The sequence below is a fragment of the Lawsonibacter faecis genome (genome assembly GCF_014287675.1).
GTDB lineage: Bacteria > Bacillota > Clostridia > Oscillospirales > Oscillospiraceae > Pseudoflavonifractor > Pseudoflavonifractor faecis.
This window is the reverse complement of sequence record NZ_JACOPQ010000003.1, coordinates 323,649-344,393: the sequence shown is the minus strand read 5'-3', so window position 1 is coordinate 344,393 and position 20,745 is coordinate 323,649. Positions and strand designations below refer to the sequence as shown.

The window sequence follows — 20,745 nt, the reverse complement described above, 5'->3', positions numbered from 1 at the left end:
CTGAGAGGTATTATGATGACTGACGTAATCTCTACAGCCGCTCCGGAGTTTATCGACTCACTGGCGTCGGCAGCAAAGGTTCCTATTACATGGCGTAAACTGCTGTACACGATTTTAATTATCATCGCCTGTGCGGTTGTGATTAAGATAATAATGTCCCTGGTGGAGCGGGCAATCAAACGGATTGGCGTAGAGCGGAGTCTGCACACCTTTATCAAGTCGGTTGCACGGATTTTGCTCTGGTTTATCGCTATCGCAACCGTACTGGGTTTTCTCGGCGTAAACGTAACCAGCCTGATAGCCATATTCTCCGTTGCGGGGCTGGCCATCTCGCTGGCCATTCAGGGGACGCTCTCCAATCTGGCGGGCGGAATCATGATTCTGGTCTCCAAGCCCTTCAAGGTGGGCGACTATATCGAGGCGGGCGGCATGGGCGGCACGGTGGCCGATATCGGGCTGGTCTATACCCGCATGAAGACCTTTGACAACAAGCTGACCTTCGTGCCCAACGGCGAAATCGCCAAGGAGAAGATCACCAACTACACCAGCCAGGAGACCCGGCGTGTGGATCTCAAGTTCAACACCTCCTACGACGCGCCTGTGGAGCTGGTAAAAAGGAGTATCCAAGGGGTCGTCGGCGCCCATCCCAAGGCCCTTTTCACCCCGGAGCCCTTCGTCCGGGTCAGCGCCTACAAGGACAGCTCCATCGAGTATACCGTCCGGGTCTGGTGCGCTACGGAGGACTACTGGGACCTCTACAGCGACCTGCTGGAGCAGGTGAAGGAGGCGTTCGACCGAAGCGGCATCGAGATGACGTACAACCACCTGAACGTGCATATGATGGATAAGTGAGGCGGCACCCGGCCGCCTGAGGACGGCCGCCATTGATTTGGGCACAAATAAAATGTGGGAGGAATTTGGTATGAATTACAGCGATTACGAGCTTGCAGGCGGCGGACTGAAGCTGATGTTCTGGGGGGAGATAGTGACCATCGCCGCCGTACCGGCTGCGGTTCTCAGCGCAATTCTCGGCGTAATCTGCGTGCTGGCCGGCGGCATTATGTGTCTGGTGGGCCTTGCCAAGGCGGGCGCCGCGCACCAAAATTTCCGCAGCGCCATGGTGATGACCGTTGCGGGCATGGTCCTGAGCGTGCTGGGGAATATGTTCAGCAGGGGTTTTCTGGGCGGAATCGTAACCATCGCCGCCAGCGTCGTGTCCTTCCTGGTGACCTACTATGTCTGCACTGCCAGCGGCATGCTGCTGGAGTCCAAGGGCGATCTGGCCCAGGCGGACCGCGCCGCCCTGATCTGGAAGCTCTTCGGCGGATGTACGGCGGTGAGCGTCCTGTGCATTCTGGTGGGCTGGATCCCGCTGCTGAATCTTCTGGCGGCTGTTCCCGCAGTTATTGCGGGCGTTGTCTCTCTGGTGGCGTCCGTCCTCTATCTGATCTTCCTGTACCGGGCCTACCAGTCCCTGCTGGCCTGAGCGGGAGAAAGACAGAAGAGGGGAGAACGCGCATGGAACGTCCATCCATTGCCGCGGCACAGGGGCTGCATAAGGTGCTCCTGGGTGAAATCCTGCTGATGGCGGCGCTGCTGCTCTACGGAGTGGCCCAACTCCTGCTGCTCCTCCCCATGATGTACCTGGGGAGCCTGGTGAATCTGGCGGGCTTTGTGATGATTCTAATTGGTCTCGCCGGCGCCGCCCCGGCCCATGTGTGCTACCGCAGCGCCCTCTGGTGCGCGGCGGCCAATGTGATTGTGAGCGGCGCTTACGGCGTGGTTACGGCGGAGCTGTTCCAGACCGTCCTGGCCGTATGCAGCGTGGGTCTTGAGCTGGTGACGGTCTTTTTCATCTGCCGGGCCACCGCCGGGCTTTTCGTGGAGGCCGGCGAACTTGAGACGGCCTACTCCAGCGCCTGGATTTGGCGGGTTTATGCCGGCCTCACAGTGCTGTCGCTGCTGAGCAACCTGGCGATTGTTTTTTTCTATGGCTCGATGACCTCCGCCGTCCTGTACATCTCCTATTTATTTCTGCGGCTGGCGGGGGAGACGGTCTATCTCATCTACCTCGTCCGCAGCCGCCGCATACTGCTCGGCATTTAAAGCAGCGAGCGTACGTGAAGCCCCGGCGGCCCATTTGGGCCGCCGGGGCTTCACGCTGTCAAAAAACCCTCCGCAGAGCAAGCCTGGCAAAGTTCTGTCGTCCGCAGACGACGCAGTCAAATAAATATCCGTCGGGGACATGATTCTCAGTAAGGACGCTTCTCATGGCGCCGGGGCGACTTTTTCCCCAAAAAAATCGAGCCCCAGCCGTCAGGCAGCCTTCTGTCAATGAAGCCCCGGAAGCCCCGCGGGGCTTCCGGGGCCCGATGTGCGCTTCGGCCCGGCGGCACGGCACGAGACGAGCGCGGCGTTTGCCTTTCACGAGGGCAGCTCCAGGCCGTGGATAAAGCCGTCCATCTGGCTGGAGAGGACCTCCCCGCCGATGACGGTATTCTTGTAGACCAGCAGGCCCGCCTGGACGCCGGTCTCGCCGCTGGGGTAGTTGGTGATGGTATAGGCAAAGCGCTTGACCCGCTTGCCGGCGTACTTGGTCAGGTCGAAGCCCTGGGCGGACTGGAGGGCCAGGTACTGGGTATAGGTATCGTCGAATTCCTCGGGAATGACCAGCTCCTCCACAGAGACTGCCTCCGGGTCCACGGTCCAGCCGTAGCTCTCCAGGTAGGCCACCCGGTCGTCGTTGGATTTGACTCCCTTGGGGCTGGCCGACGTGGATACGACGGCACCGCTGGCCCGCAGGCCGGCCACAGCGGCCACCGCCACACCGCAGAGGACCAGCACCGCCGCGGCCCCCATCACCAGCTTTCTGCGGTTCAGTTTGGCGGTAAAAATAAACACAGCGCAACGCTCCCTTCTCTTACCTTGTCGTGCTAATTCATATGTCTTTCCCGGCGCGGATATGATAAAATAGAACGAAATAGGACAAGGAGGAAGCGCCGAATTTCCAGGCAGCGGAGCTAAGCAGGGAGCGGATGCGTCGCAGCCGCAGGGCTGAACGGCCCGGATGGGGGGAAACGCAGGCGCGACAGAGCGTATATGGAGAGACTGGACAAAATACTTGCCTCCACCGGCCGCTGGTCCCGCCGGGAGGTTAAGGAGCTGGTGCGGGCGGGACGGGTGCGGGCATGCGGCGCCCTGGTGAAGAGCCCGGAGGAGAAATATGAGCGGGAGGGACTGGACCTGCGGGTGGACGGGGAGTCCGTCCTGGCGGAAAAATTCACGTATCTTATGCTCCACAAGCCCGCAGGACTGGTCTCCGCCACCGAGGACCCCCGGCAGAAGACCGTCCTGGAGCTGCTGCCGGAGCACTTGCGGAAAATCGGCCTCTTCCCGGCGGGTCGGCTGGACCGGGACACGGAGGGGCTGCTCCTGCTCACCAACGACGGCGCCCTGGCCCACGAGCTGCTATCCCCCAAAAACCATGTGGACAAGCGCTACTTTGTCCGGGTGGACGGACGGCTGGACGGGGAGGACGTGAGGGCCTTTGAGGAGGGCATGACGCTCCCGGACGGCCTGCGCTGCCTCCCGGCAGGGCTGGAGCTGCTGGAGTGCCCGGCGGGCGACGAGGCGCTCGTCACCCTGCGGGAGGGGAAGTACCACCAAATCAAGCGGATGCTCTCCGCCAGAGGGAAAAACGTGACCTATTTGAAGCGGCTTGCCATGGGACCTCTCGCCCTGGACCCCGGGCTGGGAAAGGGGGAGTGGCGGCCCCTGACGGCGGATGAAACCGAGGGCCTGCGCGGGCGGGATGGCCGTGCTGGAAGGGACTAGCAAAAACCGAGGAAGAAACTGGGGATGCGAGGGCGCCTTTCCCGCGCCGTGTCGAGGCTCACAAGATTTCGTACAGTTTTTCGGCAATATCCACAAAAAAATTTGCATTCCCTATTGTAATGCACAAAAAAATCCGTTATACTGTAAAGGAAAATGTGCGTTCCCATGAGAATGCTATGAGGGAGGCTATCACAATGTCCAGCCGGATTTTCCAGAGCGTTGTGTTGCAGATGAAGGACAGTAGCGATCGCGCCATCGGCGTGATCGATTCCGAGGGTACGGTGGTGGCCTGCAATGAGCTGACCAGCATCGGCGAGCGCTGGCCCGGCGCGGTGGAGGCCGTCAACGGCGGCGAGAACAGCCTGGTCACCTTTGAGGGGAAGACCTTCAAGCCCCTGACCGGCTGGAGCTCCCAGTTTGACTACGCGGTCTTTGTCCGGGGCGAGGATGAGAGCGCCCGGATGCTCTGCTCCATGGCGGCGGTGGCCCTGAACGGGGCCAAGAGCTACTATGAGGAGAAGCACGACAAGGCCACGTTCGTCAAGAACATCATCTCCGACAACATCCTCCTGGGCGATATCTACGTCCGGGCCAAGGAGCTTCATTTTATCTCCGAGGTGCCCCGCGCCGTCTTCCTGATCCGTCAGGTGGGCAGCTCGGATGTGGCCGCCATCGATGTGGTCCAGTCCCTCTTCCCCGACAAGCAGGTGGACTTCGTCCTCTCCATCAGCGAGACCGACGTGGCTCTCATCAAGCAGCTGGGCGAGGGGACCGAGAGCAAGGAGCTCTTTAAGGTCGCCAAGCAGATCGAGGACGCCCTGGCCGAGGAGCTGAACGTGAAGGCCGTCATCGGCATCGGCACCATCGTGGGCCACATCCGGGATCTGGCCCGCGCCTACAAGGAGGCCCAGGTGGCCATCGACGTGGGCAAGGTTTTCGACACCGAGAAGTCCATCATCAACTACGAGAACCTGGGCATCGGGCGGCTTATCTATCAGCTTCCCACCACCCTCTGCGAGATGTTCCTTCAGGAGGTCTTTAAGAAGAATCCCATCGACGCCCTGGACCAGGAGACGCTCTTCACCATCAATAAGTTCTTTGAGAACAACCTGAACGTCTCCGAGACCGCCCGGAAGCTCTTTGTCCACCGGAACACCCTGGTGTACCGCCTGGAGAAGATTAAGAAACTCACGGGGCTGGATCTGCGGGAGTTTGACGACGCCATCACCTTCAAGGTGGCGCTGATGGTTAAGAAGTATCTGATCTCCAGGGGCATTGAATCCTGAACATACAAATGAATTGACAATTGAGTACCGACAGCGACAAGAGCGGCGGGCCGCCAACGGCGGTCCCTACAGGGTGCGCCATGTAGGGGCGGCCATTGGCGGCCCGTCTTTTCGCCCTTGCCGGCGGGTCAATTGTCAATTTCTCATGCTGATTGAGGTAACCGAATGATTCGTCTGATCGACATCTACAAGTCGTATGATAACGGCACCAAGGCCCTCAAGGGGGTCAATCTGCGGATTGACGATGGGGAGTTTGTGTTCCTGGTGGGGCCGTCCGGCTCGGGCAAGTCCACCATCATCAAGCTCCTCACCGCCGAGATCGCCCCCAGCGACGGGCGGCTTATGGTCAACGGCTACAATCTGAACAATATCACACCCCGCCAGGTGCCCTATCTGCGCCGCACGCTGGGGGTTATTTTCCAGGACTTCCGGCTCATCAACAAAAAGACGGTGGCGGAGAACCTCACCTTCGGCATGCGGGTGGTGGGGGCCACGCCCCGGGAGATCCGCAAGCGCGTCCCCTATGTGCTGGAGCTGGTGGGGTTGAGCAAAAAGAAGGATATGCGGCCCGACCAGCTCTCCGGCGGCGAGCAGCAGCGCGTCGCCATCGCCCGGGCCCTGGTCAACAACCCCAGCATGATCATTGCCGACGAGCCCACCGGCAACCTGGACCCACAGCGCTCCCTGGAGATTATGATGCTTCTGGAGCGTATCAACGAGCTGGGCACCACGGTCCTCGTGGTCACCCACGAGAAGGAACTGGTCAACCGCTTTTCCAAGCGGGTGGTGGCCATTGAGAGCGGCAGGATCATCAGCGACGGGACAGGCGGGTATTATAATAATGAGACAACGATTTAACTTTACATATTTTCTCTCCGAGGGCTTTCACAGCATCTTCACCCACGGGCTGATGTCCTTCGCCGCAGTCTGCATGATTGTGGCGTGTCTGCTGATCATGGGCTCCTTCTCCCTGGTGGCGGTCAACGTGGGCGGCATGCTGGGCGACCTGGAGCAGCAGAACGAGTTCTTCGCCTTTGTGGACGAGACCTACAGCCAGCAGCAGGTGATGGACCTGAAAACCAGGCTGGAGCAGGTGCCCAACGTGAAGGAGGTCACCTTCACCAGCAAGAGCCAGGCCAAGGAAGATTTTGCGGAGAAGTACGAGGGCACTGAAAACGCCGCCATGTTTCAGGACCTGCCCGACGAGGTCTACCGGGACCGCTTCGGCATCAAGGTTGTGAGTATCGAGCAGTTCGGCGCCACTGTGAAAGCGGTGGAGGAGGTCGAGGGCGTCGTCAACACCCGGGCGGAGAGCGAGGTCGCCAACGGCTTTGTGGTCGTGCGCAACGTGGCCTCCGGCGTTGCGGTGATTCTGGTGGTGATGCTGGTGGTCATGTCCCTCTTCATCATCGCCAACACCATCAAGCTGGGCACCTTCACCCGGCGGGACGAGATCGCCATTATGAAGATGTGCGGCGCCACCAACGGCTTTGTCCGCTGGCCCTTCGTCTTTGAGGGTATGCTTTTGGGACTTGCGGGCGCGGTGCTGGCCTTCTTCCTCCAGTGGGGGGTATACGGCCTTATCGGCCAGGCCATCACCTCGTCCGACACCATCCGCCTCATCACGGTCATCCCCTTCAAGAACATGGCCCTGGAGGTGCTGGGCGTCTTCGCCGGCACAGGCCTTGTGGTGGGCGTGGGCGGCAGTATGGTGGCCATCCGCAAGTTCTTACAGGTTTAACGGCAAGGAGGACCCCATGGCACAGAAAAACCAGAAACAGCAAAAGAAGAAGGGCTACTGGGACGGACGGCGTATCGTCGTGGCGGTGCTGGCGCTGGTGATGGCGCTGCTGCTCCTGCTGCCGATGTTCACCATGATCCTGGGCGGGGCCCACGCGGCCACCGAGGCGGAGCTCAGGGACCAGATCTCCAGCCTCAAGGGCGACGCCGCCGATATGAAGGACAAGAAGGCCGAGCTCCAGCAGCAGCTGTCCAATGTGAAGGGCGTGAAAGACCAGGCCCTCCAGGAGAAGCAGATCCGCGACCAGGAGCTGGCCTATATTGACCAGGAGATCTCCAATACAGAGCAGCAGATCGCCTACTATGACCAGCTCATCCTTCGGGAGGAGTCCAATCTGGTCCAGGCCCAGGCCAAGGAGCAGGCCCAGTATGAGCTGTTCTGCAAACGGGTCCGGGCGATGGAGGAGGCGGGAAACACCTCTTACTGGTCCATCCTCTTCTCCGCGGGCAGCTTCTCGGAGCTGCTCAGCCGGGCGGTGGATATCCAGGATGTGATGGACTACGATAACGCCGTGATTGAGCAGCTCCAGGCCGACCGGCAGGCTGTGGCCGACACCCTGGCCAGCCTGGAGGAGGCCCAGGCCGAGCAGCAGTCCCAGAAGGAGCTGCTGGACCAGCAGCGGGACGAGCAGGCCATTAAGGTGGCCGAGGCCATCCAGGTTCTCAAGGACGCGGAGGCCGACGTAGCCGCCACCCAGAAGCTGCTGGACGAGCAGGCCGCCGAGGAGGAGCGGGTCAACGCCGCCATCGCCAAGGCGCAGAAGGACCTGGAGGAGAAGATCCGCCAAAACCAGATTAAGTTCGCCGTCAGCGGCGACTGGATGTACCCCCTGCCCACCTCCTGTATGACCCTGACCTCCGCTTTCGGCTACCGTATTCACCCCATCACGGGGCGGCCTCACAGCCATACGGGCACCGATATCGCCGCACCTTACGGCACTGCCATCAAAGCGGTGAAGAGCGGCGTGGTCACCATCTCGGAGTACGGCAGCTCCTACGGCAATTATGTGGTCATCAGCCACGGCGACGGGACCTCCAGCCTGTACGCCCACATGAGCAAGCGGGGCGTCTCCGCCGGCCAGGTGGTGAATCAGGGCGATACCATCGGCTATGTGGGCTCCACCGGTAATTCCACCGGCAACCACCTCCACCTGGAGATCCGAGTCAACGGCACCCGTGTGAATCCGGAGAAGTACTGGCCGAACCTGCCGTTCTACCGCAAGTATAACGAGTGATTTTGCTGTGTGTGTTGGGAGCAGGCGAGGGGCGTATGTGCCCCTCGCCCGCTCCTGATTTTCTTTATAGCGGGAGCCGCCCGGCTCTCATCCTGAAAGGAAGCATTTCTTATGAGAAAAAAGCGTTTTTCCGCCCTTGCCGTCGTGCTGTCCGTCGTTTTGACCCTGGTGATCTCCCTGGGGGGCGTTGCCCTGGCGGCCTGGCTGACGATAGGCGCCCAGGGGCTGACCCTGCTGGAGGGGCTGGCCCTCATCAACACCCGCTTTGTGGGCGAGTATGAGAAGGAAGGCGTGACGGACGCCGCCATGAGCGGCATGGTGGCCGGGCTGAACGACCGCTGGTCCTACTACCTGAACCCTGAGAGCTACGCCGCCAACCAGGAGCGGCGGCAGAACCAGTACGTGGGCATCGGCGTCACCGTGTCCTACGAGGACGAACGGGGACTGCTGGTGACCATTGTCAATGAGGGCGGACCGGCTGAGAAGGCGGGGCTTCAGGCGGGGGATATCATTATCTCCGCGGAGGGAACCTCCTTGGCCGGTGAGGCCCGGTACGAGGGCGTGAACCTCATCCAGGGGGAGGCGGGCACGCCGGTCTCCCTGGGCATTATGGCCGCCGACGGGACCGAGCGCACCGTGGAGGTAGCGCGGGAGAAACTGGAGACCAACCCTGTGGAGTACGAGATGCTGGACGGGAACGTGGGCTACATCCAGATCAAAAACTTCTACAGGCGCAGCGCCGACGGCATGAAGGCGGCGGTGGACGACCTGGTTGGACAGGGGGCTGTATCCCTGGTCTTCGATATGCGCAACAACGGCGGGGGTTATCTGGATGAGCTGACCGAGATGCTGGACTACCTGCTGCCCGAGGGTCCCATCTTCCGCAGCCGGGACCGCGCCGGGAATGAGCAGGTGACCAACTCCGACGCCCACTGCATCGACCTCCCTATGGCCACCCTGGTCAACAAGAGCACCTACTCCGCCGCGGAATTTTTCGGCGCAGAGCTTCAGGAGTGGGGTGTGGGAGTCATCGTGGGGGAGGAGACCACGGGAAAGGGGTACTCCCAGCAGACCTATCCCCTCCCCGGCGGGGGCGGGCTGGGTATCTCCACCGGGGCCTATTTCACCGGCCAGGGGACCAGCCTCATCGGCACCGGCGTGACTCTGGACCAGGAGTGCGTGCTCACCGACGAGGAGAACGCCCTCCTGAAAGCCGGAAAGCTTCCCCGTGGGGACGACGCGCCCCTCCAGGCCGCCATCAAGCTGCTGGAAGAGAAAAAACAGCCTGAATGAGGCAAAAGGCTTGACTGTAAACCCGCCTCATAGCTGCGCATGCACGGAATGATTCCTTCGGAAATCATACGGTGGAGAAGGCGGGCGTCTCCCTGTGCCGGGCGGTGGAGTATCGCGGGTACTCCGCGGAAGACGCATTCCTGTTTTCCGAAGAGGGGGGAGAACGGACATGACCTCCGGCTGCACCAGCCCGGACAGGGTATGCTGCACGTATCCCAGAACGGGCAGACAGCGGTTGAAGGATCGGATTAACGTCATTTTGGGCAAGGAAGCATTGGGACTCTGAGAAAAACGGAGGGCCGCCCCGGCCGGGGCGGCCCTCCGTTTCAGTCTGTCAAGGAAGCCCCTCGGGGCTTCTTTGACAGAAGGCTGTATGACGGATAGGATCGAGCTTTCTCCGCGGAGGTTTTTTAACAGCCTGAAGCGGATACGGCCTTTTGACTTCGTGTCAGGAGCCAGCCGCTGGTGAGGGCGGTGAAGGGGGCTACCGTCACCAACCCAAAAGAACCCACCACCGTGTGGATGATTTCGGCGGAGACGTACTTGTAATTGAGAATGTGGACCACAGGCGTGCCCTGAGCCATGAAGACCATGAGAAGAGCCACGTAGCCCCCGGAGTAGGCCAGCAGGAGGGTGGTGGTCATGGTGCCCATGGCGGCACGGCCCACATTCATGCCGGAGCGCACCGCCTCACGCCAGCCGATGTCGGGGCGCTTCTCCACCACCTCGTTTACCGCCGAGCAGATGTCCACCGCCAGATCCATCACCGCGCCGGAGGAGCCGATAAAGATGGAGGCCATAAAGATGCGGGTCAGGTTCAGGTCCTGATAGCCGCTGTAGAGCAGGCTCTCCGAATTGGCCATCACCGCGCCGTGGATTTGAAAGAGGTCGGTGAAGAGCATCCCCAGCACGCAGGTGACCAGAATGCCCAGAAACGCCCCCGAGACGGCGGCCAGGGACCGGCGGTCGAAGCCGTAGACCAGGGAGATGATCAGCACCGTCAGCCCCAGGGTGATGGCCAGACCGGTGAGGATGGGGTTATGCCCCTTGAGATAGACCGGCACCAGCACCTTCCAAAGCATCAGCACCGTCAGGACGAAGGAGGCGATGGCCCGGACGCCGGTCTTCCCGGCGAAGAGGACGAGAAAGACCGCGAAGAGCAGGGCCAGGAGCCCCTCCGCGCCCATGCGGTCGTGGTCGATCATAGTGACGTTATTCACCGCATCCCCCCGGAAGCTGACCACCACCAGGGCTTTGTCGCCCGGGGAGAAGAGCTTGTCCAGCTCCAGGGAGCCGTTCAGGAGGTTTACGCCCTGGACCGTCCTGCCCTGGAAGCGGCCGCCCAGCAGCTCCAGCGTACAAAATTGCTCGCCGGAGCGGACCAGGCCGGTATCGATGATGGCGGAGTTATCGGTGGAGATTACCCGGGCGGAGACCCGGTCCGCCCCCTGGTAGATCGCCGTGTCCTCAAACCCGGTGGGGAGGAGGAGCAGCACGGCGATGAGCAGCAGGCAGACCGCCGCGGGGGCGTGGTAGCGGAGCCTGGCGGAATCATGGAGAAGCTTCATGGGCTTGTGGCCCCTTCCGGTAAAAGTGTAGTGGGGAGCGCTGGGCAAGGGCGGGGCATAAAGTGGGTGAGCACCCCCAATCCAGCGCAGAGGATGCGGCCCTTCGGCCGCATCCTCTGCGCTGGATTGCTGTGGGAGGGGAGAGAAACACCTATTCGGCGACACCCAGGAGAGAGGCCATCTTGGCGTAAATCTGGGTGTTGTCGTAGAAGCCCTCAAAGAGCTCCTCGCCGGCGCCTTGTGCGAAGACGGCCACGGGCAGGCCAGTGTGGGCGTAGGAGGCGAAGCTGATGCCTGACTTGTTGTTGAGCAGGTGGGTAATGGTGACGGAGAGCGGCTCATAGGTGCCGTAGAGGACATATTCCGCCTGGGTGTACTCCTTGGAGCCGGCTTCGGACATGGTTTTTTCGTAGGCGGACTTCAGCAGGCCCAGCTCGTACTCGGTGAGGACCAGGGTATCGCCCTCACCGCCGGTGGTCTTGAGGCCGAAGAGGGCCTCCACATCTTTAAGCACATCCTCAAAGGAGGTCTTGTTCTCCCTGTATTTGGCCACATAGTCGCTGTCAAACTTGGCGTAGGAGATTTTCTGGTTGGAGAGGTTGGCGAGATAGGTGTCGTAGTCGGTGCCGGCATAGCCGATGGTCAGGCCGCCGGTCTCGTGGTCGCCGGTGACGACGATGAGGGTCTCATCGGCATGGCTTTTGGCGAACTCGATGGCAACGTCTACCGCTTCGGAGAGGGCGATGGTGTCGGCGATGGTGGAGCCGGCGTCGTTGGCGTGGCAGGCCCAGTCGATTTTGCCGCCCTCCACCATCATGAAGAAACCGGTGTCATTGTCCAAGACCTCGATGCCCTTGGCCACATAGTCGCTGAGGGCCCAGTCACCCTCGGGCCGGTCATTCTCATAGGCGAAGGCGTCGGAGTCGGCGAGATGCTCGTCGATGATGAGAACCTTGCCGTCCGCAGCGGTGACCTTCTCGGCCCCGGCCTGGGTCTGAACGACCTTGTAGCCCGCCTGGGCGGCCAGGTCGTAGAGACTGGTCTTGTCGCTGTCGGAGCCGGTGGGCTTGAGCAGGCCGCCGCCGGCAAAGTACTCGAAGCCGGACTGCACCAGTTCCTCGCCAATCTCGTAGTAGCTGCCGCGGCTGGCCTGGTGGGCGTAGAACGCTGCTGGGGTGGCGTGGTTCAGGTTGACGGAGGAGATGACGCCGATTTTGAAATTCTTCTGTGCCTTGAGCTGCTCGGCGATGGTCTCATAGGCCACGGTGGCGGTCTCATCCATGTTGATGGTGCCGGAATAGGTCTTGTGGCCGGTGGAGATGGCGGTGGCGGTGGAGGCCGAGTCGGGGCAGAAGGAGGTGGAGTCGTAGGTCACGGCGCTGCCGGCCACGGGGAAGTTCATGAAGGAGAGGGGGACGTTTCCGCCGAGAATGCCGTCGTCGTCGTCAGCCATTGCGCCCAGATAGTCGGAGGCGGCCTGGAACTGGGGATAGCTCATGCCGTCGCCGATGAAGAGGAAGACGTACTTGGGACTTCTGGCGGCCTGAGGCGCGGCGGCGGAGAGGGACTGGACCGCCGGGGCGGATGCGGGAAGACCGGTGTCCGGGGACTGGGGCTCTCCCGCGGCGGTGCCGCCGCAGCCGGCCAGCGTTCCGGCCAGCGTCACGGCGGCCAGGGAGAGGGCAAGGGTGCGCTTGAGCTTCATATCAAATTTCCTCCGTTCATTTTCGCTTAATTGATCTTTCGCAGAACACGTCCTAATGATACGGCGGGAGGAAAAATGCCGCTACCGGGCAATGGTAAAGAAGTGCAAAATCCGTGTAAGAAAAAGACTGGCATTGTAAAGGCGGCGGCGGCATATGCTCTCACAAAATGAAAAATGGAAAGGAGAAAACACGGTGCATTCCGCTGTGGAAGGAGGCGATTCAAAAAGGTGAGGCCTCAGGAACTTGCGCCGCATTTTCATGCCGCCATCAAAGGAGGGCGCCTATGCTGGGCCATATCATTATCATAGAGGAGAAGGGGCGCGCCCCGGTGCTGGAGCGGGAAACCGTACTGGGCCTGCCGCTGCTGCGCGCGTCGGTGCCCGCGCCGGAGGGAGCCCGGCCCAGGGCGGTGGAGCGGCGGGTGGGCAAGGCTGCAAGAGCGCTGGCGGCGGAGGGGGTTCGCCGGGTGCTGACGGAGGCGGACTTCCCCTGGCGGCCCGTCCTGGGACAGTGGGGGCTGCGGGACGTGGACCCGGAGGCGCTCTGCCAGGCGATGGCCGCGCCCCTGGCGCTGGCGGCACTGGAGAAGCGCGGCGTCGACCCTGCCCGGGCCACGGTGGCGCTCCGGGGCAACCGGGTATCCCGGCCCTTTTTTCAGGCTGCGGTGCAGCTGTGCGCCCGCGTACGCGGACTGGTGGTGGAGGCGCCGTCCGGCGGCGGGGCGCTGGCGGACCACCTGCGGCGGGAGTACGGCGTGCCCGTCCTGGAGGAGGGGCGGGGGGAGCTGACGGTCGGCTTTTCGCAGTCCGGCGGAGACGGGGAGACGCAGCTGCGGCTTTACGGGCCTGAGCCGGACCTCCTGGGCATGGCCCTCGGTCTCACGGAAAAAAGGCTTCCGCCGGAATTCGACACGCTTCCCCTGCTGGCTGCACTGTGGGAGGAAGGAAGAATTTCTCAGGACGAACTAACAGTGTTTGCCAATAAATTGACTTGACAGAACCATCCAAACTACATATAATACGTAGCGTCACTATTGCACGCAGATAGTGTTTTTCTTGTTATACAAAATTGCGCGGCAATTATGCCGTGCGGTCTCTTCCGGGCCGCGGCTGAGCGGATAGCGCGCGGGCCGGACGGGCCGTATGTGCAATTACTTCATGCGCTTGACAGTTTTGCATTCTCTGGAGTGCGCAACTATGGCGCATGAAGTTTTATATCCAAAATCACCGAGCCGGTTTTTCCGGCTCCTTATTCTTAAATGTCGGCAGAAGACTGGCAGTCTGAAAAGAAAGGTGTGCGCAGCAACATGGCGAAAGAATTCAAACTCAGCCCGGAACGTTTTGAAGAGCTCAAGAAAGAGCTCCTCTACCTGAAAACCGTTCGTGAGAAGGAAGTGGCCGAGCAGATCAAGGAGGCCCGCTCCTTTGGCGACCTCAGCGAGAACAGCGAGTACGACGAGGCCAAGAACGAGCAGGGCAAGCTCTACTCCCGCATTGCGGAAGTGGAGAATATCCTGGAGAACTGCCTGGTCATCGAGGAGGAGCCCCACGACGGCAAGACCGTCCGCCTGGGCAGCAAGATTAAAGTAATGGACGTGGAGTTTGAGGAGGAGGAGACCTACGAGGTCGTGGGCTCACAGGAGGCCGACCCCATGAACGGCCGCATCTCCGAGGATTCCCCCTTCGGCCGGGCCCTGCTGGGCAAGGCTGTGGGCGAGGATGTGATCGTGGAGGCCCCCGCCGGGACTCTGCACTATCGTGTAATTGAGATAGGAAAATAACGCCCCGGTGACAGGGGCCGCCGCGCATGGCGCGGGCCGGGTAATTGCCGGGAGAGGCGAATTCTTCCGGTGACGAATTATAAATGATTCGCTTCGCGAATGATAAGGAGCAAGGACTATGACAGAAGACAGAAACGCCCCCCAGCAGGAGGAGCAGTCCCTCTCGGAGCTGCTGCAGATCCGCCGGGACAAGCTTAAGGAGCTGCAGGACGCCGGGCAGGACCCGTTTCGGCAGACCAGATACAGCGTCTCCGCCCACTCCCAGGAGATTAAGGACAATTTTGAGACCATGGAGGGGAAGACCGTCTCCGTGGCAGGCCGCCTCATGTCCAAGCGGGGCATGGGCAAGGCCATGTTCTGCGACCTCCAGGACGGCCAGGGCCGTATCCAGCTCTATGTCCGCATCGACGAGCTGGGTGAGGAGGCCTTTGCCCGCTTCAAGAAGGTGGACATCGGCGACATCGTCGGCGTGGAGGGCGAGGCCTTCCGCACCAAGAGGGGCGAGATCTCCGTCAAGGCCGCCGCCGTGACCCTGCTGTCCAAGTCCCTGCTGCCTCTGCCGGAGAAGTACCACGGCCTCACCGACAAGGAGACCCGCTACCGCCAGCGGTATGTGGACCTCATCGTCAATCCCGAGGTGCGCGAGGCGTTTGTCATCCGCTCCAAGTTCATCAGGCACGTCCGGGCCTTCCTGGACGGCAGGGGCTATATGGAGGTGGAGACCCCCGTTCTCAACACCATCTCCGGCGGCGCCACAGCCCGGCCCTTCATCACCCACCACAATACTCTGGATATCGACATGTACATGCGCATCGCCACCGAGCTGCCCCTCAAGCGGCTCATTGTGGGCGGTATGGAGCGGGTATACGAGATTGGCCGCATTTTCCGCAACGAGGGTATGGACCCTAAGCATAACCCGGAGTTCACCACGGTGGAGGCCTATGAGTCCTACGCCGATTTCAACGATATGATGGACCTCTTTGAGGGCCTGCTCTCCTCTGCCGCCAGGGATATCCTGGGTACCTACGAGATCGAGTGGCAGGGAGAGAAGATTGACTTGACCCCCGGCTGGCGCCGCCTGACCATGCATGAGGCGGTCAAGGAGTACTGCGGCATCGACTTCATGGCCATCGACTCCGACGCGGAGGCCGTGGCCGCCGCAAAATCCATCGGCGTGGAGATTCCCGAGACCAAGGAGCAGACCTGGGGCAACGCCCTCTACGAGTGCTTCGATCAGCGGGTGGAGGAAAAGCTCATCCAGCCCACTTTCATCTCCATGCACCCTGTGGACGTGTCTCCCCTGGCCAAGCGCTCCCCCAAGGATCCCCGGCTCACCGAGCGGTTTGAGTGCTTTGTCTGCCACAGCGAGATGTGCAACGCCTTCTCCGAGCTCAACGACCCCATTGATCAGCGCGGCCGCTTCCAGAAGGAAGTGGAGGCCCGGGCCAAGGGCGATGACGAGGCCGGCATGATGGACGAGGACTTCCTCACCGCCCTGGAGTACGGTATGCCTCCCACGGGCGGCATCGGCATCGGCATCGACCGCTGCGTCATGATGCTGACCAATTCTGACTCAATCCGGGACGTTTTGCTCTTCCCCACGATGCGCCCATTGGACTAAAGAGAAACGGCATACCGGCAGTTTTTCGCTGCCGGTATGCTTTTCTGCGTAAAAAGAGAATATTGCATGGTATAAATTTACAAATTGACGATTGACATTTGATCGGGAAAAGAGTACTCTCAGTGATCAAGGGGTAACACGCGGCGCAGGAGCGGCGCGGAGGATACCCCGTCCCGCCGCTGCGGTAATCGTCAATTGTCGATACGCCATTGCCAATTGATTTTGGAGGTCTCCTCTGTGATAAAACGCATCAGTCTCTGGCTGAGAGATGTCCTGATCAAAAAGAAGAGCATGAACGCCACCCGGATTGTGGCCGGGGGGTTCGCGGCCATCATCCTGCTGGGTACGCTTTTGCTCATGCTGCCCTTTGCCTCGAAGAGCGGGGAGAGCGCGGGCTTTTTGAACAGCCTCTTCACCGCCACCTCCGCCACCTGCGTCACCGGCCTGATTCCGGTGGATACGGGCATGAGCTGGACCTTCTTCGGACAGCTGGTCATCATTGCGCTGATTCAGCTGGGCGGGCTGGGCTTCATGACCGTCATCACCATGGTCTCGTTCCTGCTGCGCCGGCGCATCGGCCTGTCGGAGCGGCTGATTATGGTCTCCACCCTGAATCTGAACGATATGGACGGCGTGGTACGGGTGGTGCGCCACGCGCTGATTGGCACCTTCACTCTGGAAGGGGCGGCGGCGGTCCTGCTCTCCTTTCGGTTCGTGCCCCAATTCGGGCTTCTGGGCGGCATTTGGCGGGGAATCTTCCACGCCATCTCCGCGTTCTGCAATGCGGGCTTCGATCTGGTGGGCGGCAAGTTCGGCGCATTCACCAGCCTGGAGGGGTACAACGACGACCCCTATGTGCTGTGCATCATCATGGCGCTCATCGTCATCGGCGGCCTGGGCTTCTTCGTCTGGGAGGACATTGTCCGGGCCAGAAGCTGGAAGGGCCTGTCCCTCTACAGCAAGATGGTCCTGTCCATCACCGCCGCCCTTCTGCTGGGCGGGGCGCTCTTCTTCTTCTGCGCGGAGTACAGCAATCCTGAGACCTTCGGCAATATGCCTGTCTGGCAGAAAGCGCTCAACGCCATGTTTCAGTCGGTGACGCTGCGCACCGCCGGGTTCGCCTCCTTCAACCAGGGCGGGCTGAAGGACAGCTCCATCGCCCTCTCATGTGTGCTGATGCTCATCGGCGGCTCCTCCGGCTCCACCGCCGGCGGCCTGAAGACGGTCACCGCCGCCGTGCTGCTGCTGGGCCTGCGCTCCAACCTGGCTGGGCGGGAGCAGGTCACCATCCGGGGCCGGGCCATCTCCTACCGCAAGGTGATGGACGCCATGACCCTGGCGCTGATTCTCCTGGTGCTCTTCCTCACCGGGTCTATCGTCATCTCCCTGGCCGACTCCGTGCCCTACCTCCATGCCGCGTTCGAGACCGCCTCCGCCCTGGGGACCGTGGGCGTCACGGTGGGCATTACCCCCGGCCTCTCGCCCCTGTCTCACGTGATGCTGATCTGCATGATGTATCTGGGCCGGATCGGCGTGTTCTCCTTCTCCATTGCCTTCCTCACCCGCAGCCGCTATCCCGCCAAGATCAAATATCCCGACCTGAACGTGATGATCGGATAGCGCCCTTAAGTGGACAACGGATGCTCAACGCTTGAGGGTTTAAACTGAAAGGACCGTTTTATAATGAAAACATTCGTAGTCATTGGTCTTGGCCGCTTTGGTACGGCCGTCGCGACGGAACTGTGTGAGCTGGGCCACGAGGTACTCGCCATTGACGGCGCGGAGGAGCATGTGCAGCAGGTGGCCGAGCGGGTCACCCACGCCGTCACCGGCGACGCCCGGGACCCGTCCGTCCTCCGGGCGCTGGGTGTGCGCAATTACGACTGCGCCATTGTGGCCGTGGGCGACGACGTGGGCAACAGCGCCCTCATCACCCTCAACCTCAAGGAACTGGGGGTCAAAAAGGTTATCTGCAAGGCCCAGAGCCACGTCCACCGCAAGGTGCTGGAGAAGATCGGCGCCGACCGCGTGGTCTTCCCTGAGCACGAGATGGGCGTCAAGCTGGCCCAGGGCCTCTCATCCTCCAATGTCCTCAATTTCATAGAGCTGTCCGACGATTTCGGCATCGTGGAGCTGGAGGCGCCCAAGAGTTGGCAGGGGCACTCCATCAAGGCGCTGGACGTGCGGGCCAAGTACCATGTGAACATCATCGCCGTGCGCAAGGGCGCCCAGGGCAACCTGGACGTGGCGCCCGGAGGCGACTATGTGCTGGAGGCCAGGGACGTCGTGGTTACGCTGGGCCGCAACGACGACATCAACCGCCTGCACGACATCTAGACCCAACCGGAAAAAGGAACCCGGACACGGCAGGTCGTGTCCCCGCACGGACTTGGTAATGGGTGTGGGGCCATGACTTGCCATGGCCGTTTCGTGCGCAGAGGAGGTGGACAAGCTATGGAACGAATCACCAGCCGCCAGAACCCGCTGGTCCAGCAGATTCGAAAGCTGAATAACTCCAGGAGCCACCGCCGGACGGAGGGCCTTTTCGTGGGCGAGGGCCCCAAGCTGCTTGCCGAGGCCCTGGGGGCGGGGATGGATATCGGTGTGGTCGTGGCGGCCGAAGGGGTAAGACCTGATTGTCCGCCAGCCATCCGGCAGGTGGAGGTGCCGGAGGACCTGCTGAAGAGCCTTTCCACCACCGAAACCCCCCAGGGGGTGCTGTTCCTGTGCCGTATGCCCGACCTCACGCCGCCGGACAAGCTGACCGGCGGGCGGTACCTGGTGCTGGACGGCCTCCAGGACCCGGGCAATCTGGGCACCATCTGGCGCACTGCCGACGCCTTCGGAGCGGATGGACTGCTTCTTGTCAACAGCTGCGCCGACCCCTTTTCCCCCAAAACCGTCCGTGCCACCATGGGCGCGGCCTTCCGCCTCCCCGCCTGGGAATGCGGACTGGGCGAGGCGAAGGCCCTGCTGGATGCCGCGGGAATCCCCCTGTACGCCACAGCCCTCCGGGATGACACCCTGGACGTGCGGGAAGCGGAGCTGAGCCGGGCCGCCGTGGTCATCGGCAGCGAGGGGCGGGGCATCTCCCGGGAGGCTCTGGCGCTTTGCGCCGGGACCGTCAAAATTCCCATGCGGGAGCGGTGCGAATCCCTCAACGCGGCGGTTGCGGCCGGCGTGGTGCTGTGGGAAATGAAGAGAAGCGAAATGTGAAAAGGCGATGGAGTTCAGGGCGCGGCTGAGCAGGCGTGATTGGGATCGCGCTTGTTCGTTTGCACAATCCAGGATGCAAAAAAATGGGAGGTGTCCCCATGGCAACCCTTAAATACTGGCTGTGGCTCGCCACACGCAGGCCGCTGCGGCCCACGGACGCCTTCCGTCTGCTGGAGCAGTTCGGCACGCCCGAGGCCCTCTACTTCGCCGACCGCGGGGAGTACGAGCTATCAGGCGTCAGCGCCCAGTGCCGCGCCTCCCTGGAGGATAAGAACCTGGACTGCGCGGAGCGCATCCTGGCCGACTGTGAGCGGCTGGGCGTGCGGGTGCTCACCCTCCAGGACGCCGGATACCCCGAGCGGCTCAGGCAGATTTACGACCCGCCCTGCGTCCTCTATGTGAAGGGCCGGCTTTTCGCGTTTGACGAGGAGGTGGCCGTGGGCGTGGTGGGCAGCCGGAACCCCTCGGAATACGGTAAGCACATGGCAGGCAGGCTGGGGCTGGATTTGGCCCGGTCCGGCGCACTGGTGGTCTCGGGCATTGCCCAGGGACTGGACGCCGCGGCCCTCAGGGGCGCGCTGTCCGGCGGCGGGAGCGTGGTCTCTGTCCTGGGCGGCGGCGTGGATGTCATCTACCCGCCCCAGCACAGGTGGCTCTATGAGGATGTGGCCGCCGCCGGGGCGCTCATTTCGGAGTATCCTCCCGGCACGGGCATCGAGGGCTGGCATTTCCCCGTCCGCAACCGCATTATCAGCGGCCTCTCCGTGGGGGTTGCGGTGGTGGAGGCGGCGGAGCGGAGCGGGGCCCTTATCACGGCCCGGGCGGCCCTGGACCAGGATCGGGAGGTCTTCGCCTTCCCCGGCCCGGCCGACGCGCCCATGAGCCGGGGCACCAACCGCCTCATCCAGCGTGGAGAGGCCAAGCTCATTCTCTCGGCATGGGATATTCTCTCAGAGTTTGAGACCCGCTTTCCGGGGCGGCTGGGCCGTCCCGAGCCGCTGAGCAAGGAGGCTGAGGCCCAGCGGCTGGAGGCCGGTATGGAGGAAAAAGAGCCTCCCGCCGTTCCATCTGGCGTTGGAAAAACGGTTGACAAGGAAAAAGAGAGGGCATATATTACCCTAAAGGACCAACCCGAGCTCTTTACCGACGACGAGCGGGACATCCTGCTTGCCCTGGGTGAGTCGTCCATGCGGACGGACGACCTGGTGGAGGCCGTCCAGATTCCCGCCCGGCGGGTCTCCTCCGCACTCACCATGCTCCAGCTGCGGGGCTATGTGGAGGAACTGTCCGGGAGACGGTTTGAGAGCACGGTCCTGCTGAAAACAGACTAATTTGGGAAAGAATAAGTAATAAGGAATAGGGAATAGGCATTGAGCTTATTCCTTATTCCCTATTACCTATTCTCC

At 61.7% G+C, this 20,745-nt stretch carries 19 protein-coding genes; 16 read left to right on the top strand and 3 right to left on the bottom strand.

Translation table 11 applies throughout. The features are described from left to right. Positions 1–15: 15 nt before the first annotated feature. From H8S62_RS05765 to H8S62_RS05755, 3 genes are all read left to right on the top strand, one after another. Complete coding sequence (locus H8S62_RS05765) at positions 16–852, top strand: mechanosensitive ion channel family protein (RefSeq protein WP_243141783.1); 837 nt, start codon at positions 16–18, stop codon at positions 850–852. A 70-nt stretch (positions 853–922) separates the two neighbouring features. After that, positions 923–1,486 carry a hypothetical protein gene (locus H8S62_RS05760; protein ID WP_155148212.1) on the top strand — a complete coding sequence of 188 codons (564 nt, stop codon included), beginning with the start codon at positions 923–925 and terminating at the stop codon, positions 1,484–1,486. A gap of 32 nt (positions 1,487–1,518) precedes the next feature. Next, a complete protein-coding gene (locus tag H8S62_RS05755) occupies positions 1,519–2,106 on the top strand; it encodes a hypothetical protein (RefSeq protein WP_186918752.1) in 588 nt (195 codons plus the stop codon). Positions 2,107–2,424: 318 nt separating this feature from the next. On the opposite strand, the gene H8S62_RS05750 is transcribed toward H8S62_RS05755, so the two are convergent. Next, positions 2,425–2,901, bottom strand: coding sequence for a DUF4830 domain-containing protein (locus H8S62_RS05750; protein WP_341481021.1), 477 nt, complete (start codon positions 2,899–2,901; stop codon positions 2,425–2,427). Positions 2,902–3,099: 198 nt separating this feature from the next. Between H8S62_RS05750 and H8S62_RS05745 the strand changes: the two genes are divergently transcribed. The 6 genes from H8S62_RS05745 (at position 3,100) to H8S62_RS05720 (ending at position 9,448) form a co-directional block, all read left to right on the top strand. Then, complete coding sequence (locus H8S62_RS05745; protein ID WP_186918751.1) at positions 3,100–3,834, top strand: pseudouridine synthase; 735 nt, start codon at positions 3,100–3,102, stop codon at positions 3,832–3,834. 194 nt (positions 3,835–4,028) lie between these two features. After that, positions 4,029–5,120 carry a PucR family transcriptional regulator gene (locus H8S62_RS05740; protein ID WP_186918750.1) on the top strand — a complete coding sequence of 364 codons (1,092 nt, stop codon included), beginning with the start codon at positions 4,029–4,031 and terminating at the stop codon, positions 5,118–5,120. A 165-nt stretch (positions 5,121–5,285) separates the two neighbouring features. Then, positions 5,286–5,978: a cell division ATP-binding protein FtsE gene (ftsE, locus tag H8S62_RS05735; RefSeq protein ID WP_155148206.1), complete on the top strand. Its 693-nt coding sequence runs from the start codon at positions 5,286–5,288 to the stop codon at positions 5,976–5,978. After that, positions 5,962–6,861, top strand: coding sequence for a permease-like cell division protein FtsX (ftsX, locus tag H8S62_RS05730; RefSeq protein ID WP_155148204.1), 900 nt, complete (start codon positions 5,962–5,964; stop codon positions 6,859–6,861). Before ftsE ends, ftsX begins: the two co-directional genes overlap by 17 nt. Before the next feature lie 16 nt (positions 6,862–6,877). Next, the gene (locus H8S62_RS05725) at positions 6,878–8,155 is read left to right on the top strand and encodes a murein hydrolase activator EnvC family protein (protein ID WP_155148202.1); all 1,278 of its coding nucleotides are present in this window, start codon (positions 6,878–6,880) and stop codon (positions 8,153–8,155) included. A gap of 111 nt (positions 8,156–8,266) precedes the next feature. Beyond that, on the top strand, positions 8,267–9,448 hold the full coding sequence (locus H8S62_RS05720) for a S41 family peptidase (RefSeq protein ID WP_186918749.1): 1,182 nt from the start codon (positions 8,267–8,269) through the stop codon (positions 9,446–9,448). A gap of 410 nt (positions 9,449–9,858) precedes the next feature. On the opposite strand, the gene H8S62_RS05715 is transcribed toward H8S62_RS05720, so the two are convergent. Together H8S62_RS05715 and H8S62_RS05710 are read right to left on the bottom strand one after the other, a co-directional pair. Further along, positions 9,859–11,016, bottom strand: a complete 1,158-nt coding sequence (locus H8S62_RS05715; protein WP_155148197.1) for a YibE/F family protein — start codon at positions 11,014–11,016, stop codon at positions 9,859–9,861. A gap of 151 nt (positions 11,017–11,167) precedes the next feature. Next, positions 11,168–12,721 carry an alkaline phosphatase gene (locus H8S62_RS05710; protein ID WP_186918748.1) on the bottom strand — a complete coding sequence of 518 codons (1,554 nt, stop codon included), beginning with the start codon at positions 12,719–12,721 and terminating at the stop codon, positions 11,168–11,170. Positions 12,722–13,005: 284 nt separating this feature from the next. Between H8S62_RS05710 and H8S62_RS05705 the strand changes: the two genes are divergently transcribed. From H8S62_RS05705 to dprA, 7 genes are all read left to right on the top strand, one after another. Beyond that, positions 13,006–13,716 carry a hypothetical protein gene (locus H8S62_RS05705; protein WP_155148193.1) on the top strand — a complete coding sequence of 237 codons (711 nt, stop codon included), beginning with the start codon at positions 13,006–13,008 and terminating at the stop codon, positions 13,714–13,716. A gap of 312 nt (positions 13,717–14,028) precedes the next feature. Then, entirely contained in the window at positions 14,029–14,502 is a 474-nt protein-coding gene (greA, locus tag H8S62_RS05700) for a transcription elongation factor GreA (RefSeq protein WP_155148192.1), read from the top strand. Positions 14,503–14,620: 118 nt separating this feature from the next. Beyond that, entirely contained in the window at positions 14,621–16,123 is a 1,503-nt protein-coding gene (gene lysS / locus H8S62_RS05695; RefSeq protein ID WP_155148190.1) for a lysine--tRNA ligase, read from the top strand. Positions 16,124–16,360: 237 nt separating this feature from the next. Next, the gene (locus H8S62_RS05690) at positions 16,361–17,743 is read left to right on the top strand and encodes a potassium transporter TrkG (protein WP_173023809.1); all 1,383 of its coding nucleotides are present in this window, start codon (positions 16,361–16,363) and stop codon (positions 17,741–17,743) included. Positions 17,744–17,806: 63 nt separating this feature from the next. Beyond that, positions 17,807–18,460: a potassium channel family protein gene (locus H8S62_RS05685; protein WP_155148188.1), complete on the top strand. Its 654-nt coding sequence runs from the start codon at positions 17,807–17,809 to the stop codon at positions 18,458–18,460. A gap of 117 nt (positions 18,461–18,577) precedes the next feature. Next, on the top strand, positions 18,578–19,339 hold the full coding sequence (locus H8S62_RS05680; RefSeq protein ID WP_155148186.1) for a TrmH family RNA methyltransferase: 762 nt from the start codon (positions 18,578–18,580) through the stop codon (positions 19,337–19,339). Positions 19,340–19,437: 98 nt separating this feature from the next. Continuing rightward, the gene (dprA, locus tag H8S62_RS05675) at positions 19,438–20,670 is read left to right on the top strand and encodes a DNA-processing protein DprA (protein ID WP_155148184.1); all 1,233 of its coding nucleotides are present in this window, start codon (positions 19,438–19,440) and stop codon (positions 20,668–20,670) included. Positions 20,671–20,745 lie beyond the last annotated feature (75 nt).

Coding starts and splice junctions, on each gene's coding strand:
- H8S62_RS05685 (WP_155148188.1), top strand. CDS start 17,807: ATGAAAACATTCGTAGTCATTGGTCTTGGCCGCTTTGGTACGGCCGTC.
- H8S62_RS05680 (WP_155148186.1), top strand. CDS start 18,578: ATGGAACGAATCACCAGCCGCCAGAACCCGCTGGTCCAGCAGATTCGA.
- H8S62_RS05765 (WP_243141783.1), top strand. CDS start 16: ATGACTGACGTAATCTCTACAGCCGCTCCGGAGTTTATCGACTCACTG.
- H8S62_RS05755 (WP_186918752.1), top strand. CDS start 1,519: ATGGAACGTCCATCCATTGCCGCGGCACAGGGGCTGCATAAGGTGCTC.
- H8S62_RS05710 (WP_186918748.1), bottom strand. CDS start 12,721: ATGAAGCTCAAGCGCACCCTTGCCCTCTCCCTGGCCGCCGTGACGCTG.
- greA (WP_155148192.1), top strand. CDS start 14,029: ATGGCGAAAGAATTCAAACTCAGCCCGGAACGTTTTGAAGAGCTCAAG.
- H8S62_RS05725 (WP_155148202.1), top strand. CDS start 6,878: ATGGCACAGAAAAACCAGAAACAGCAAAAGAAGAAGGGCTACTGGGAC.
- H8S62_RS05760 (WP_155148212.1), top strand. CDS start 923: ATGAATTACAGCGATTACGAGCTTGCAGGCGGCGGACTGAAGCTGATG.
- H8S62_RS05715 (WP_155148197.1), bottom strand. CDS start 11,016: ATGAAGCTTCTCCATGATTCCGCCAGGCTCCGCTACCACGCCCCCGCG.
- H8S62_RS05740 (WP_186918750.1), top strand. CDS start 4,029: ATGTCCAGCCGGATTTTCCAGAGCGTTGTGTTGCAGATGAAGGACAGT.
- H8S62_RS05720 (WP_186918749.1), top strand. CDS start 8,267: ATGAGAAAAAAGCGTTTTTCCGCCCTTGCCGTCGTGCTGTCCGTCGTT.
- ftsE (WP_155148206.1), top strand. CDS start 5,286: ATGATTCGTCTGATCGACATCTACAAGTCGTATGATAACGGCACCAAG.
- dprA (WP_155148184.1), top strand. CDS start 19,438: ATGGCAACCCTTAAATACTGGCTGTGGCTCGCCACACGCAGGCCGCTG.
- H8S62_RS05745 (WP_186918751.1), top strand. CDS start 3,100: ATGGAGAGACTGGACAAAATACTTGCCTCCACCGGCCGCTGGTCCCGC.
- ftsX (WP_155148204.1), top strand. CDS start 5,962: ATGAGACAACGATTTAACTTTACATATTTTCTCTCCGAGGGCTTTCAC.
- lysS (WP_155148190.1), top strand. CDS start 14,621: ATGACAGAAGACAGAAACGCCCCCCAGCAGGAGGAGCAGTCCCTCTCG.
- H8S62_RS05705 (WP_155148193.1), top strand. CDS start 13,006: ATGCTGGGCCATATCATTATCATAGAGGAGAAGGGGCGCGCCCCGGTG.